This window comes from Gracilibacillus orientalis (assembly GCF_900114645.1).
Classification (GTDB): Bacteria; Bacillota; Bacilli; order Bacillales; family Amphibacillaceae; genus Gracilibacillus; species Gracilibacillus orientalis.
In genome coordinates this window covers 17,432-32,989 of sequence record NZ_FOTR01000018.1, presented here as the reverse complement: position 1 = coordinate 32,989, position 15,558 = coordinate 17,432, and the positions used below count along the sequence as shown (strand labels likewise).

Here is a 15,558-nt window from a genome sequence, read left to right as displayed (position 1 = left end):
ACTTCTTAAAAAATACCTTTATATTCTAATTATAACATCATATCAATAGAATCCTATATCGATTCAGCATTAATACAATGCAATAAATTGATAAGAAAACCGAGTCAAACTGCTTGCAGCAATAAAAAGAGTAATCCTGATCAGGATTACTCTTTTTACATTGGACAGTTTTCAATTAGCATATACTAGGGGACATTTATTCGGGTATATCTGTTTCGTCCTCCCAAGCTAGCATGCCGCCTTCCATATTTGTTGCCTCAATTCCATTTCCTTCTAAATATTCAGTTGCTCGGCCACTTCGACCTCCGGAACGACATACCATATAGTAATGTTCGTCTTTATTAAATTCTTCTAAGCGGTCAGGAATTTCTCCCAATTTTATATGTTTTGCACCAGGGATTATACCTTGTGCTATTTCATCATCTTCTCGAACATCAATTATATTTAATTTTTCTCCGTTTTTTACTTTTTCAGCTAATTCTGTTGCCTGAACTTTTTTCATGATATTACCTCCAATATTTTATTCTTAGTATAGTAATTTTTCGTTGGTTAGAATTTTACGAATCTCTCACTGAATCATACCATTATTGAGTTTCCTTTTCTAACATTTAATATATCAATAAAAAAGTAGAGACAGACATTTAAGCCTATCTCTATCTATTTTAAAGAATTTTAAACTTTTGAATTTGTTTTTGTAATTCATCTGCTAAGACGTCTAATTCATTAGCGCTCTTGGATACTTCCTCCATGGAATGATTGGTTTCCTCAGCTGATGCCGCGGTTTCCTCAACGGCAGCTGCAGACTCTTCACTTACAGCAGCAATTTCATCTACCGATTTATTCATTTCCACACTGTTTTCATTTACTTCTTCCAGATTTCCCACCATATGCTTCACACGATCTACCATATCGGTAATAGATAGGTTAATTTGTGAAAAGGTGTCACCTGTTTTTTCCATTTGTTCCGTTCCTTTTTCCACTTCTTTAAAGCCAGATTCTAACGATTCTGCAACTTGTCCTGATTCATCCTGAATATTCGCAACTAGCCCGGTTATGTCGGCAATAGAATCTGTTACTTGTTCTGCAAGTTTTCGAACTTCATCTGCCACTACAGCAAAACCTTTTCCTGCTTCACCCGCTCTTGCTGCTTCGATAGCAGCATTCAATGCAAGTAAATTAGTTTGCTCGGCAATTTCTTTAATAACAATGACAATTTTATCAATTTCTTCCGTACGTTTATCCAATCCCGATACCTTTTGATAAGAATCTTGTACCATTTGATGTATGATTCTCATTTGATTAACTGACTTCTCAAGATCCTCACGACCACCTTGACTAATGTTCATGACATCTTCTGATTCATTAGCAACCTGATATCCTTGATTCGCTACTTCTTTAACTTTGTGATTATATTGCTCTACCGAACCGGCTAAATCTGATGCATGATTTGCTTGTGATTCACTTCCAGACGATAATTCTTCCATCGTAGCCGCAATTTGTTCACTACCCTCACGCACTTGGTCTGCAGATTGATTTAACGTACCACTCTGGTCCATAACACGGCCAGTAGCCATCATCACTTTATTGATCATTTCATACAAATTATTTTTCATTTGATTCATGGCTTTCGCCAATTCCGTAAATTCATCATTACTTTTTACCTTGACTTCCTCTCCCGTTAGATCACCTTGTGCCAAACGATTCATTTCCTTCTTAATCGTCGAGATATTATGATTTATCGTTCTTACGATCAAAGTGACAATTGCTAGACCTACAATCATAGAGACAATAATCGTAATGAGAGTTGATGTAACAAGATCCTGCCGTAAACTTGAAGCAATAAGATACATATCAAAATCAATTGCCCCTACCCCGATTAATTCATCGTCATCTCCATAAAATGCCTTTGCCAAAGTTACCACCGGCTTGCCGGAAGCAGTATCAATATATGGTTGAGTCCATATTACCTCATCTTGTGACTGAACAGCCTGGTTATACCAGTCGGTTGTTGTTGCATCGTAATCATTCAAGTTCACATCACTATCAGGAATATTATTTAAATATAAAGCGCCCTCAGCGGTTCCTAAATATAAATTAATTATATATTCATCGTTTTGAGCTTGCTCTGTTAAGTAACTTTCATAATAATTCGTTAACTTGGAATCGTTAACTGTAGGCATATGACTATAGTTTGCATCTTCCAAATTAGAGGTGGAAACCTTTTTATAGTTTAGTTCTTCTGATTCAGTAAGTGATGTTAGAAATGTTTCGTATTTTTCAAAAGTTTCCTGGTATTTTGGTGACATTTCTACAATATCATCTTTTTGTATCATTGCTTTTTCCAATATCTCTGTCTTTTCATAGGCTATGTAACCAACAACCCCCATTGGAATAACTAAAAGTAAAATCATAATTGCTGGTAATTTGTATTTAATTTGCTGAAATTTCTTCATGATTGTCCCCTTCCTCTATAGTATATAATCCCTACACACATATTATCACTTAATTGAAATCATTACTATAAGTGACGTGATAAAAGTCCTAAATAACTAAAGAAGAAGCTGGAACAAAAAATAAATTAAATACGAACAGATCAACGCTCTACTTCCTGTGTTTGTTACTTCTTCCTTGGAATTCTCGTTCTCTTCCTTGGAAAAGTGCTGCTGTTCCTTGGAAATACTCATTTTTCCAAGGAACAGCAGTACTTTTCCAAGGAACAATAAACAACGAACATCCAACTTGATGTTCGTTGTTTATTCATAATTCGTATACTTCTTATTTCGATGCAATAACAACTCCAAGAGGTCTACGATCCATCTGTGAGCCCTCGATTGGTTCTATTAAAGCTCCTTTTTGATAGAAAAATCTCTTTTTTTTGAATTGATCAAACATAGATGAAAATTCATTTTCTGTCATTTGATGCACATGGAATGGTGAACTACATGGTTTTCCCTTACCTGCACCGAACGGAGTTGATAAAATTAAACTTCCACCAGGTTTAAGTAAATGATAAATATTTTCCATAAATTGATCTTCATTTTCAATATGTTCAATTGTTTCAAAACTTAAAATAACATCAAATGTACCTAACTGATCAGGTAATGCTAGATCTGTTACATCTGCCAACATGTATTTAGATAATGGATGATAGTAGGTTGTTTTTGCGTATTGAATTGCTTTCGGGTCAATATCAACACCGATAATTTCTTCGAGATTATGTTTACATTTCTTCGCAACCACATGTGCTCCATAACCAACACCAGTTGCAAAATCCAATACTTTCCCATGTACATGGGGTACTGAAAAATGATAACGAGCTATGTGTTCAATTAATAACTCATTCGTAATGTCCATCTTCTCAGGAATAACACGCTCTCCTGTGTCTTTTAACAATGTAACCACCGCTTTATCAGAGTTTCTATCAAGCATAACATATTCTTTCTATTCATTATGCTATAAATGTATTGGTAGCATACGTAAGTAAGTCTTCTTCACCTTATTAACAAAAAAGAGATAACAGGTTATTAAACCTGTTATCTCTTAGATTATTTAACTATTAATACGGGGCAATGTACTCGTTTTGCAATTTTATGACTGACACTACCTAGTATCATCGTTTGCACTTGATTTAATCCTCGGCTTCCTACCACAACAAAATCATATTCATTATTGTTAGCAAAATCTACTATTGCAGGACCTGGTTCACCGTGAACTACATGTGTTTCACATTCCAGACCAGCTTCTTCGATTATATCTATAACTGGTTTTAATTTTTCTTGTCTTTCTTTTTTTACATCATATTTATCTAAACCATGCAAGACATCCTCTTTAGAAGTTTTGCCATCCACTGCATATAAAATATCTATTTTACCTTGATCAATTTGCGCAACTTTTATCGCATGAGATGCTGCTCTAATGGAGTGATCTGAACCATCAGCTGCTAATAAAATCTTTTGATACATTTCTCCACCTCATTTATCCATTAATGACCTGAAGCTTTTGATAAGCCACCGATTTTCTTCTTCAATTGCTTACTTTCCGCATTCAAACCTGTATAAGATACTTTAACATGATTCTGCTCAAATTTCGACTCAATTTTGTCTAAAGCACCAATTGCAGAATCATCCCACAAATGAGCAAGGCTTAAATCAATTTCTACTTCTTCCACTTCTTCGTTATAATTGAATTTAGTTACTAAGTCAGTAACTGAAGCGAAGAATATTTGTCCATCTACTTTATACACCTTTTTCTTACCCTCAACTGCTACCATTTGTGTCACTTTCACTTTTGAAATTTTAGCTGCAAAGAAAATAGCACTTAAAAGTACACCAGCTAATACACCTATCGATAAATCATGTGTTACCACTACAGCACCGACTGTAATCACCATAACAGCAGCATCTGTTCTAGGGACTCTGTGAAGGTTTATCAGTGATGACCAATCAAATGTACTGATTGATACCATGATCATGACACCCACAAGTGCAGCCATTGGGATTTGCACCACAACATTTCCTAATACAAAGATCAAAAACATTAAAAATACACCGGCAACTAAAGCAGATAATCGACCACGGCCGCCAGATTTTACGTTAATTACGGACTGACCGATCATGGCACATCCCGCCATACCTCCGAAGAATCCTGATACAATATTCGCGATACCCTGTCCACGACTTTCTTTATTTTTATCACTCTCTGTATCTGTCATATCATCAACAATATTGGCCGTTAACAATGATTCCAGCAGACCTACTATCGCAAGAGATAATGAATAAGGGAAAATAATAGCTAATGTTTCAAAATTTAACGGAATATCCGGAATTAAAAATACGGGTAGTTCAGAGCTTAAATTACCTAAATCACCTACAGAACGTATGTCAAATCCAAAATAAATAGCTGAAACCGTCACTACTATGATTGCTACCAAGGTAGATGGTACAGCTTTCGTAATTCTTGGAAAAATATAAATAATTGCTAGAGTTAAAGCAACTAAGCCATACATTACCCAACTTTCACCTTCAAAGTGTTCCAACTGTGCGGTAAAGATGAGAATAGCTAGCGCGTTAACAAAACCTACCATCACCGAACGTGGTACAAATTTCATCACTGCTGCTAATTTAAAGACACCGAACAAAATCTGTAGTACACCAGTCAAAATTGTGGCTGCTAGTAAATACTGCAATCCATAATCAGCTACCAGTGTAACCATCAACAACGCCATTGCACCTGTTGCTGCAGAAATCATACCTGGTCTGCCACCAACAAAAGCAATCATTACCGCAATGCAAAAGGCTGCATACAATCCAATCATTGGATCGACACCAGCGATAATGGAAAAGGCAATGGCCTCCGGAATTAACGCTAATGCTACAACAATCCCGGCTAAAACATCTCCTCTAACATTGCCAAACCAATCTTTTTTTATTTTTGCTAAGTTCATGAAGCACCTCTCTCTAATATTTTGGTTTCTCTGATCCCCTCAAAGAAATTTCCCGAAATGAACAAGACGTATCATACCACAATTCACAGAATCGACAAAACTTGATGTAAACGCGAACACTGTACTCATTCTTTCATTTTCATGTACATGCTCTATTATTCTCTTTTTTCGCAAAACCGAATATAAAACTTATTTTTCTATGTACTCCTTTCCAAATTGGAAAAAATAACCGATAAGATGAGACTATAATCAGAGGGGTAAAGTGAATCTTTATCACGTAAGTTCCCCAGTAGTACACTTTTTTCCGCAGCTTATTATGTATTTCTTATCAAGTAAGAAGAAATCCATAGAATATAATTCCATGAATTCCCTTCTTTCGATAATGAGAACACTATGCTTAGCGTAGGCAAGATACCTAAACTCCTACGGGAACAGAACGTACATTGTTTTCTGAGGCAACCGAGGACGTGGAAAGCGCAGTATCTTGCCGTAGCGTTTCCTACCACTTATCAACATTATCCGCAAAAGAAAAAGAAGGTCTCCCTCCTTTTTAAAATAATTTTTGCCATGTCTCTGGCCCTACAATTCCATCCACTTTTATATTTTTTCGTCTTTGGTATTGTCTTACTTTTTGCTTTGTCTTTGGTCCGAAAATGCCATCGATTTTAGCACCTACTTTACGTTGAATAATTTCAACTATTTCTCCCTTACTTCCCCTCTTTATAATCCCAGGATAATTGGCTACTAATGTGGTATTTTTGTTTAATCTCGCTCTAGTTACTGGCCCCACAATTCCATCTACTTTTATACCTTCGGATCGCTGAAATGCTTTTACTGCTGATTCTGTTTCATTTCCAAACACACCATCTGCACCATATTTATTTAGATTAAACCCAAGCTTTAATAATTCTCGTTGCAGATTTCGCACTTGTGTCCCATTACTTTTTTCTTTTAAATTTTCGTTTTGACTAAACTGCTTCACATAAGATATTGGACTCAATGTAGATGAGGGTTTAGCAGCCCGATATCCATATGGAGGTGCAGTCTCTACTTTTTTACGTACTTCGAAATGCATATGTGAACCTGTAACGAACCCAGTTGCTCCTTGATAACCAATTACCTGATCTTGAGATACAGTTTGACCGTTCTTTACAGCGACAGAATCCATGTGTGCATAAAGCTGTGCTCTGTTACTTCTATCTCTTATTAAGACTACATTTCCATATCCCCCTAAGCCTGTACCACTTTTACCAAAGCCAGCATAAATCACTGTACCTGAAGTAAATGCTTGGATTGGGGCTTGATGTGATTTTACTAAATCAACACCTGCATGAAATTCTCTCGATTCCCTTATCGGATGTGTTCTGTATCCGTAAGAACTTGTAATTCGAAATCCACGAAATTCAGCCATTAACTCCCCTCCCTTATACTTCTTCCACTCTATTACTAGTTTGTTTCACAATTTGATGACTAAATACAGCTAAACCAGTTGCTATAATACCTTCAGCAATTGATCGAATGTTCCAACCATATAAATTACATGCTGCTAGGACTCCAATGCTTAATAAAATCCAAATAATTAGCCAATCAGGTATAAATGGTGTTCTCTTACAAGCGTATCCGATAAACCAGAGTGCTGGTATGATAAAGTGAAAATCCTCTGGTAGTAAATACAAAAATTCTTCCACTACCGAACACCTCCTCAGATTTCTACATTCGAGTCACTAAGCAGTTGAGTTCTTCCTCTTAGAACAGTGCATAGTAAGGACTCATATTAGAATATGTATCAACCTCCTTCTTTGTCCTGGCGTTTGACATGGATATTCACTTATTTTTATAATCGGTGCGAATAAAAAGAAAGTGTCTAATCTAACTGATTTTTTTGAAAAAAATGGCTATGCTAAAAAATAATAGTGTAAATATGTAGAAATCCGGGTATACCAATTAGGCATATTATTCGCTAATCAGATCTGCAATAAGAAAGGGGGAACTATGTCAACAAAGAAATGACATAGGTACATATGAAAAAAGAGGAATCCATTAATGATAAAGTTGGGAAAATCGGCATAGTATTTTTTATTTCAGCTATTTTAGTTACCGTCTTCGTACTTTGGGGCGCTATATCGCCATCATCCTTAAACAATGCTGCGAATGCAGGGCTGGAATGGATGATTACAAACTTTGGTTGGTTCTACATGCTAATCACAGCCTTGTTTGTTGTTTTTGTTATTGCATTAGCTTTAAGTCCTTATGGAAAAATTCGTTTAGGGAAACCAGACGATAAACCAGAATATTCATGGTTCTCATGGATCGGAATGTTGTTTGCAGCTGGTATTGGTGTTGGGTTTGTATTCTGGGGAGTTGCAGAACCAGTTCTATATTATATGGATCCACCATTTGGTTATGAACCAGGAACAAGGGAATCAGCATTAGCTGGATTACGATATGGTTCCTATCACTGGGCATTACACCCTTGGGCTATTTTTTCTATCGTTGGGATGACTTTAGCTTATGTCCAGTATCGAAAAGACCGTCCAGCATTAATAAGTTCAGCATTTTACCCTATTTTAGGTGACAGAGTAAATGGTTGGGCTGGGAAGACTATCGATACATTAGCCGTATTAGCTACTTGTACAGGGGTTGCGACAACATTTGGTTTAAGTGCCATGCAAATTACAGGTGGATTATCTCATATCACACCAATCCCTAACTCACCGTGGACACAATTAGTGATTATTTGTATCGTAACAGTATTATTTATGCTCTCAGCAGCTCGTGGTCTTGACCGCGGAATTAAAATATTAAGTAATATTAACTTGGTTGTAGCTGGATTACTTTTATTATTTGTTATTATCGTCGGACCTACATTATTCATTGCCGAAAGTTTTGTTACGACATTAGGTGGTTATGTAACAAACGTTATTCCAATGGCACTTACATTAACACCATTCTCAGAAAGTGAATGGTTGGGAACGAATACCATCTTCTTTTGGGCATGGCATATTTCATGGGCTCCATTTATGGGAATTTTCATTGCTCGAATTTCCAAAGGGAGAACCATCCGAGAATTCATGGCAGGTGTACTAATTGTCCCTTCCCTGCTTGCCGTCATATGGTTTACTACCTTTGGTGGTACAGGATTAAATATTGAAATGTACGGAGCTGGAGGTCTCGCTGAATTAATTAATTCAGATGTTGAGTTAGCATTATTTGCCACACTCGCCGAACTGCCATTAAGTATCATTACCAATACATTAGCGATACTTTTAATCTTAATTTTCTTTATAACTTCAGCCGATTCAGCATCATTTGTATTAGGATCAATGACATCTAACGGTGATCTGGAGCCCAAAAACTCAGTAAAGTTAACGTGGGGATTCTTGATCGCTGGTGCAGCAAGCGTACTACTCTTTAGTGGAGGTGGCGGATTAAATGCGCTTCAAACTGCTTCTATAATTGCTGCATTACCTTTCGCAATTGTAATGGTACTTATGATCATTTCCATTGTTATCACACTAGGAAGGGATTGGAAACTCGATCAAAGACTCCATAGAAGAAAACGTGAAAAACGTGTAAAAAGTGAGTTTAGAGATGAGTTTAAAGACGAAGTAAAAGAAGATATCCGTGATGATTTCAAAGATGACGTCAAGGAAGATATCTATCAGGATATGAAAAATGATTTTTATGATGACTTTAAAGAAGAAATTTATGATGATATGAAAGAAGAATTATATGATGATTTCAAGGATAAAATATATGATGATATGAAAGAAGAAATTATCGAGGAAATAACAGAAGAAGACACAGGAAAAGATAAAACGGACAAATAACAGCACAGTACAAGCACCTCCTTAAGCAAATTCCTTTCTTTGACTGATGTTTTTATGTCAGAATAAGATAGAAGGTTAAGAGAGGTGTTTTTATGCAAATTGAAATATGGTCAGATTTTGTTTGTCCATTCTGTTATATTGGTAAAACAAGATTAGAACAAGCGTTGGAAAGATTTCCACAAAAATTAGATGTTTCGATTCAATATAAAAGCTTTGAGTTAGATCCAAACGCAGCTAAATATTCAGGGAAAAATATACATGAATCTTTAGCCGCTAAATACAATATGACAATTAATCAAGCAAAAGAGGCCAATCAACAAATTGGTGAACAAGCAAAAGCGTTAGGTTTGGACTTTGTTTTTGACACGATGAAACCAGGGAATACGTTTGATGCACACCGGTTAAGTAAATATGCTGCAAAACAGGGACGCGAAACAGAATATGTAGATACGATGCTTTACCATTACTTTACCTTGTCCAAAGATCCTAGTGATAAAGAAACGCTTCAATCTATTACAAAGGAACTTGGCTTTGATCAACAAGAAGTTCAACGCATTTTAGATGATGAAACAATCCATGCAGAATTAGTCAGACAAGATGAAGCAGAAGCAAAACAATTAGAAGTTACAGGCGTCCCATTTTTTGTTCTCAACAAAAAATATGCTATTTCTGGCGCTCAACCAATAGAAACATTTATGCAAGCATTAGAAAAAGTAGCCGAAGAAGAAAATAATCAATTAGAAAATTTGAACCTGCAACAAGGTAGTTTTTGTGACGGGGATAATTGTAATTAAAAAACGCTACTTGCAAATATAGGCTCATACCATTGAATGGTATGAGCCATTTTTTTGCGATAAAATTAGTTCTTTAGTCCTGTTTTATTGATTAGGTAAAAAGTTTCCCGTTTCTTGTCGTTAATTAATCCTAAACATGTTATAATCAATTTGAACTAATCCTTAATGATCAAAAATCATACACACCAAGATTTAATACCTAATTCGATTTATGAAAGCCTTTACTATTAAATACAAGAAATACGGGGGATTCTATTATGGCAAAAAAATTTATAAGCAAAAGTAAAAGCGGTTTCATTAAAACAAAACAAGCTTTTATGAACACGTCGAAAAAGATAAGAAATGCCACAGGTAAGCTAAAAATAAAAGGTTTAAACAAAAACGGTAAGGATGCACATCTAATACGACAAGATACAAATGTGTCAAAAAAAGATTCCATTAGTACAAAAATATTAACGAGTATATTAGTAACTGTACTGATCAGTGTTGTGATCGTTGGAGTTGCTTCTTATTTTATATCTAATAGTATTATTAAAGATAAAGTAACAGAGGCTTCTGAACAAACCATTGTCCAATCTGGAGATAAACTCGATTATTTAATGAATCAATATAAAGATCGAGTGACAGAAATTTTAATGGCAGATAACTTTAGCAATACATTAGCCGAACTGGATAGGTTTGAAGAAACAAATGATTTTGATTATTTCAATTTAAAAAGTACGATTGATGATGAGCTAAACCAAATTACTATGATTGATAATAATGTAAGTCTTTACCTACTACATACTGAAAAAGAAAGATTAGTATCTTCTTCAGAAACGCTTCCAGAAGAAGCTGTTTTTAGTTCCGACTGGTATCAAGAAGCACTTGAATCAGAAGGTTCGACAGCATGGATTGGTGGTCTTGCTCAAGGAATTAGTGATACCTCGGAGCAACCTTCAGTTGCTTTTGGACAAAAATTAAGAATTAGCGGTACAGAATATATTTTAATTGTTGAATTAGATACTGCCGTATTTGAAGATGCTCTACAAGACGTTAGTTTTGGGGAAGAAGGCTCAGCCAGTATTGTAGATCAACATAATGAAGTAGTTTTTTCTTTTGCTACCGAGGAAATAACGCAACCATATGATCACCAAATTGCAGTAGACTCTGAAGACAACATGACCGAAGACAATGGTCAACTCATTTTCCAAGATGATTCAGATGTGACAGATTGGTATTTAGTAGGTTCTGTTTCTGAGGCAGAATTAACTAAGGATACCACCATTATCTTTTACGTAACAGCTGGTATTGTCATATTATCGTTAATTATCTCTCTTTTCATTGCTAGAAGAATAGTCAAAACAATTGCTCGTCCAATTGCTGATGTTTCAAATCTGATGGCTTCAGCGAAACAAGGGGATTTAACGGTGAGATCAAATCATACATCACGTAAGGATGAAATAGGTGAACTAGCAGAAGGCTTTAATGAAATGCTTGAAAATATAGCAGGTATGATGCATCAAACGAGAGAATCTGCAAACAAAGTATTAAATGCTGCGATTGAATTAACTGATATCTCTCAAATGCAATCACAATCAGCTAAAGAAGTAGCTGCTGCATCTGAAGAAATTGCCAGTGGTGCTACAGGCTTAACAGATGAAGCAGAAAAAGGTAATTCATTAGCATCCAATATTCATGATGAAGTGGAGAATGTATTCGAAAATAATAGTGTCATGGAAAATCATGCGATAGAAGTACTAGAACGAAGTCATGAAGGTTTAGAAAAGATGGACGAGTTAGTAACCAAAACAAAAGATGGCGAGCAAATGACAAATGCACTCGTCGAAAAAGTAGATACATTGAAACAAAGTACAGAGCAAATCAATCAAGTAATGGAAATGCTCACGAACATTGCACAACAAACAAATTTACTTTCACTCAATGCTGCAATTGAAGCAGCCCGTGCTGGAGAAGCTGGTCAAGGTTTTGCAGTGGTTGCCGATGAAATTAGAAAACTGTCTACCCAATCTAAAGACTCGATTGATAAAGTGGATGAAATTACAACAGGGATCGTGAATGAAGTAAATGAAACGCTAGAAGTTTTAGAGAAATCTACACCTCGTTTTAAAGAACAAGTAACTCAAGCAGAAGAGACTCAAGTAATATTAAATGGGGTTGGAGAAAATATGGGTACATTTACCGGCAAAATTCAGCAAGTTACTCAATCTATACAGCAGTTAAGAGACTCCCAAGAGGTATTGACTTCAACCATTCACCAGGTAAGTGCAACAGCACAGCAATCTTCTGCAATTAGCGAGGAAGTATCAGCTACTACTGAGGAACAATTAAAAGTAAGTGAGTCGCTTGTTACTACTTCGGATGAATTAAAACAACTATCTGAAGAGCTACAAGAAATGATGACAAAATTCAAAGTATAAGTAAGGCACAAATTCCTTGTTGCGAATTTCTTTTGTAGTATTATTACACATTAATTTAGTTTGACAATATTATCTATTAAACAAAAGAGCTATCTCAAAGTCTGTTGACAATGAGATAGCTCTTTAGCTTAAACAACTAATTAAATAGACTCTAGTTTACTTCCGTTATTAAGGTGACATGTAGCCTAGTAACATACTTACGCTAATGAATTAATTGCTAATCTAAATACTCTCCACCTGGATATAATGTAACAGAATATGATCGTTTACTCTGTAGTTGAGTTCTTCCACTTTTCACTGAAAGATCTATATATTCACTTCCGTACACATAAGCTGTTGTTTGATCATAAATGATAACTTGATTTTTTTCATTTCCAGTAAGATCCCCAAACACTAAGTAGCCATCCTTAGGAAATGTTGTCACTACATTTTTATATCCATCATAGATTGTTGGATATACATTATCTCCTCGTCTGTAGGCTATAATATAATCTAGATCATGATCGTCCCAATTATTAATGGTATCGATAATGGTTAACCAACCACCTGTAACTCTATTTTCTTTCCAAATTTCTTGTCCATTTGCATCTAACAAAAAGATACCATCTCTCCCATCTGAATAGCTGGAACCACGTATAATTCTGTCTAAGCCGGCAATTTGTAATCCAGGTAAATCATTTCTAAATTTACCTAAACAAATATGTTGCGATTCAATGGAGTCATTATATCGCCAACGTTCATTTCCTTTCCAATCATATAAAACCGTTACACTACCACCAATTACTATCTGGTTTTCACTAGTTCCTGATTGGATTTTTCCTACCCATATACAATCTGCATGGTCGTCTAGATCATGACAAGACCATAATATTTGGCCATCTGAACTTAAAAAATCATAACCTGCCATTACTTCATCTTTTCCGTCACCATTAAAATCGAATACCCATGGAAAGTGCCCGATATTTCCTTTATGCGTCCATAACAATTCAAATTCATTATTAAGTGCCCACATTTGATGGTATCGATCTTTTAAAATGATATCTTGTGGAAACGGATTTCCTGTTAAATTCGCAATAATAATACAATCGTGTGCTTCCTCATTCGGTAATGAATAGCTTTTTTTTGTTTGGCCAGTTGCACCATCGAGGATATAGAATTGTTTTTCCATCACACAGAGGACTTCATTATAACCATCCCCATCAATATCATATATTTGTACAGGATAATCACTTCCCGGACCGCCTGGTGCTTTACTTGGGGTACCAACTTGCCACAAAATATTACCTTCCAAGTCAAACGCGGTCATTGCTTCTACTTGATGCGGTACATACCTATCATCAATACCTCCATCAGGTTGAACCATTAACAGGTCCATTCTTCCATCTCCAGTCAAATCACCGAGAAACATCTTGCAATTTTTACCGGATTTTAATAAATCAAGTTTTCTTAATAGTACTGGTTCAATTTCTGCTTGAGTGCTCGTCATATAAAAAACTCCTTCACCTATTATGCTTCCGTTTCTTGCAGCTTTTCTTGTTTTATTTCTAACCTTACAAATGTACGATAGCTGATCCACATAATGACTAAACTAGACAAACTACCACCAAGAAAAAATAGGAATACTGGTAACGTAAAATATAAATAGTATAAAGTTAAACAAGCTGCTATTAAGTAAATGGTTCGTATTGGTGAATAGATCGTAATAAGAATTGCATTTTTAAAATAATTATATAATTTGTTATCATAATGCACATACATTGGAAAAATATAAGCAACCATAATTCCAAAGACAACGGAAACAATTATTAACACGTTCTTTATCATTTGTTGCATCCATTCATTGTCCAATTGTAAAAAATTGAAATTTATATATAACATATACGTAAAAAGAAGAATGAGAAGACCTAATCCATTAGCTCGCTTAAATTCTTTTTTAAAGGTTTGCCAAAATACTTTAAAAGCAGGTATATCCTCTTCACCTTTGGACCATCTTCTAAAAATGGTAAACATTGCTACAGTACTTGGACCAATACCGAATACAATAGCACCTAGAAGTGTAAAGCATACCCATAAAAAATTCACATATAATAACAACAGTACAGTTTCCCCGAAGAAATAAAATTTACTTATAAATCCATTCCCTAACATATAAATGCCTCCTATTAGGTTTTCTTCATGACTTTTTTTATAGAAAGATTCGCATAAGCTGCTTTCATGGGTGCCATTTGTCTAAAACCTATTTTTCCTCCTTGATATATTGGTCCATAAGTTGAGCCATCATCTTCCCATTCAAGTACATGTAAATCATTAATATAAAAATGAACGAATTGCTCGTATTTTATCAGTTTCATATGATATGGATTTATAGCATCTTCTACTGGTGGTAATGGATCAGCTGCTTGTGTTACTAAATGAAATCCATGACTTTTCCGTAAATTACATGTCCGAAAAGCACGTTCTTCTGCATGTTTATGTCTAAAATAAGATAGATGCAATGTGTTTATCTTGCCGGAATGGTAGTCTGGATAAAAACCAGTTCGTTTCGGCAATGATGGGTCAAATAGATCTTCACCTCTTATTCCTGTTGCAGCAAAGAACATCATACAAAGACCAGGTTCTTCTAATGGATAAAAATCCCACTCTATCATAATTTTATCTGGGAATTCGATTGGGCACCATAACAACCAATGAGCATGATCACCAAATTCTTCTGGATCCAGCTTATTTTCTAACAACAATTTATTATTCCAAGTACTTGTTTTTACCTGACCTTCATTTACCCAATCCTCTATAGAATCTGCACTAGATAGCGCATTTTCATATATAGTTTCTTGTGCTTCAAAAGTTATATTTTTCACTATCCATTTCCTCCCATACTTAAATCAACATACATATTTTCAAAAACTGAAAAGTTTTGATATATAGTTCAAATAAAGCTAAATACTTGAATACCTATAAGAAAGACGGAAACAAAGAACTACCTCATCTCCTATGATAGTCATTTGTTCTAATCCTTCTTATTCACGGACAGAAGTAAATATCTCCATACACCTTCTGTCCGAGCTAATAGT

At 35.3% G+C, this 15,558-nt stretch carries 13 protein-coding genes; 3 read left to right on the top strand and 10 right to left on the bottom strand.

Going from position 1 to position 15,558, the window contains the following annotated elements:
- Positions 1 to 196 precede the first annotated feature (196 nt).
- The 7 genes from BM121_RS20385 to BM121_RS20355 all read right to left on the bottom strand — a co-directional run bounded on the left by BM121_RS20385 (position 197) and on the right by BM121_RS20355 (position 7,131).
- Complete coding sequence (locus BM121_RS20385) at positions 197 to 502, bottom strand: rhodanese-like domain-containing protein (protein WP_091486271.1); 306 nt, start codon at positions 500 to 502, stop codon at positions 197 to 199.
- Positions 503 to 662: 160 nt separating this feature from the next.
- Positions 663 to 2,453 carry a methyl-accepting chemotaxis protein gene (locus tag BM121_RS20380; protein ID WP_091486268.1) on the bottom strand — a complete coding sequence of 597 codons (1,791 nt, stop codon included), beginning with the start codon at positions 2,451 to 2,453 and terminating at the stop codon, positions 663 to 665.
- Between the two features lie 322 nt (positions 2,454 to 2,775).
- Positions 2,776 to 3,429 (bottom strand): class I SAM-dependent methyltransferase, encoded by a 654-nt coding sequence (locus BM121_RS20375; protein WP_091486266.1) that lies wholly within the window; start codon positions 3,427 to 3,429, stop codon positions 2,776 to 2,778.
- Positions 3,430 to 3,545: 116 nt separating this feature from the next.
- Complete coding sequence (locus tag BM121_RS20370; protein ID WP_091486263.1) at positions 3,546 to 3,962, bottom strand: universal stress protein; 417 nt, start codon at positions 3,960 to 3,962, stop codon at positions 3,546 to 3,548.
- Between the two features lie 20 nt (positions 3,963 to 3,982).
- Positions 3,983 to 5,443 carry a SulP family inorganic anion transporter gene (locus BM121_RS20365; protein WP_091486261.1) on the bottom strand — a complete coding sequence of 487 codons (1,461 nt, stop codon included), beginning with the start codon at positions 5,441 to 5,443 and terminating at the stop codon, positions 3,983 to 3,985.
- A 550-nt stretch (positions 5,444 to 5,993) separates the two neighbouring features.
- The gene (locus tag BM121_RS20360) at positions 5,994 to 6,854 is read right to left on the bottom strand and encodes a peptidoglycan-binding protein (protein WP_091486258.1); all 861 of its coding nucleotides are present in this window, start codon (positions 6,852 to 6,854) and stop codon (positions 5,994 to 5,996) included.
- Positions 6,855 to 6,867: 13 nt separating this feature from the next.
- Entirely contained in the window at positions 6,868 to 7,131 is a 264-nt protein-coding gene (locus tag BM121_RS20355) for a phage holin family protein (RefSeq protein WP_091486255.1), read from the bottom strand.
- A 333-nt stretch (positions 7,132 to 7,464) separates the two neighbouring features.
- Here BM121_RS20355 and BM121_RS20350 point away from each other — a divergent pair, with 333 nt between their 5' ends.
- The 3 genes from BM121_RS20350 (at position 7,465) to BM121_RS20340 (ending at position 12,487) form a co-directional block, all read left to right on the top strand.
- On the top strand, positions 7,465 to 9,273 hold the full coding sequence (locus BM121_RS20350) for a BCCT family transporter (protein ID WP_091486253.1): 1,809 nt from the start codon (positions 7,465 to 7,467) through the stop codon (positions 9,271 to 9,273).
- A 92-nt stretch (positions 9,274 to 9,365) separates the two neighbouring features.
- Positions 9,366 to 10,067, top strand: coding sequence for a DsbA family oxidoreductase (locus BM121_RS20345; protein ID WP_091486250.1), 702 nt, complete (start codon positions 9,366 to 9,368; stop codon positions 10,065 to 10,067).
- A 257-nt stretch (positions 10,068 to 10,324) separates the two neighbouring features.
- A complete protein-coding gene (locus BM121_RS20340; RefSeq protein ID WP_091486249.1) occupies positions 10,325 to 12,487 on the top strand; it encodes a methyl-accepting chemotaxis protein in 2,163 nt (720 codons plus the stop codon).
- Positions 12,488 to 12,704: 217 nt separating this feature from the next.
- On the opposite strand, the gene BM121_RS20335 is transcribed toward BM121_RS20340, so the two are convergent.
- From BM121_RS20335 to BM121_RS20325, 3 genes are read right to left on the bottom strand one after another with little or no spacing between them, the layout of a single operon-like run.
- Entirely contained in the window at positions 12,705 to 13,973 is a 1,269-nt protein-coding gene (locus BM121_RS20335) for a hypothetical protein (RefSeq protein WP_091486246.1), read from the bottom strand.
- 20 nt (positions 13,974 to 13,993) lie between these two features.
- On the bottom strand, positions 13,994 to 14,635 hold the full coding sequence (locus BM121_RS20330; RefSeq protein WP_091486244.1) for a YesL family protein: 642 nt from the start codon (positions 14,633 to 14,635) through the stop codon (positions 13,994 to 13,996).
- 14 nt (positions 14,636 to 14,649) lie between these two features.
- Positions 14,650 to 15,345 carry a DUF1961 family protein gene (locus tag BM121_RS20325; protein WP_245780867.1) on the bottom strand — a complete coding sequence of 232 codons (696 nt, stop codon included), beginning with the start codon at positions 15,343 to 15,345 and terminating at the stop codon, positions 14,650 to 14,652.
- Positions 15,346 to 15,558: the final 213 nt, after the last annotated feature.

Bases quoted from the DNA above. Each gene is read 5' to 3' on its own strand.
- BM121_RS20385 (WP_091486271.1), bottom strand. From the start codon at position 502: ATGAAAAAAGTTCAGGCAACAGAATTAGCTGAAAAAGTAAAAAACGGA.
- BM121_RS20380 (WP_091486268.1), bottom strand. From the start codon at position 2,453: ATGAAGAAATTTCAGCAAATTAAATACAAATTACCAGCAATTATGATT.
- BM121_RS20375 (WP_091486266.1), bottom strand. From the start codon at position 3,429: ATGCTTGATAGAAACTCTGATAAAGCGGTGGTTACATTGTTAAAAGAC.
- BM121_RS20370 (WP_091486263.1), bottom strand. From the start codon at position 3,962: ATGTATCAAAAGATTTTATTAGCAGCTGATGGTTCAGATCACTCCATT.
- BM121_RS20365 (WP_091486261.1), bottom strand. From the start codon at position 5,443: ATGAACTTAGCAAAAATAAAAAAAGATTGGTTTGGCAATGTTAGAGGA.
- BM121_RS20360 (WP_091486258.1), bottom strand. From the start codon at position 6,854: ATGGCTGAATTTCGTGGATTTCGAATTACAAGTTCTTACGGATACAGA.
- BM121_RS20350 (WP_091486253.1), top strand. From the start codon at position 7,465: ATGAAAAAAGAGGAATCCATTAATGATAAAGTTGGGAAAATCGGCATA.
- BM121_RS20345 (WP_091486250.1), top strand. From the start codon at position 9,366: ATGCAAATTGAAATATGGTCAGATTTTGTTTGTCCATTCTGTTATATT.
- BM121_RS20340 (WP_091486249.1), top strand. From the start codon at position 10,325: ATGGCAAAAAAATTTATAAGCAAAAGTAAAAGCGGTTTCATTAAAACA.
- BM121_RS20335 (WP_091486246.1), bottom strand. From the start codon at position 13,973: ATGACGAGCACTCAAGCAGAAATTGAACCAGTACTATTAAGAAAACTT.
- BM121_RS20330 (WP_091486244.1), bottom strand. From the start codon at position 14,635: ATGTTAGGGAATGGATTTATAAGTAAATTTTATTTCTTCGGGGAAACT.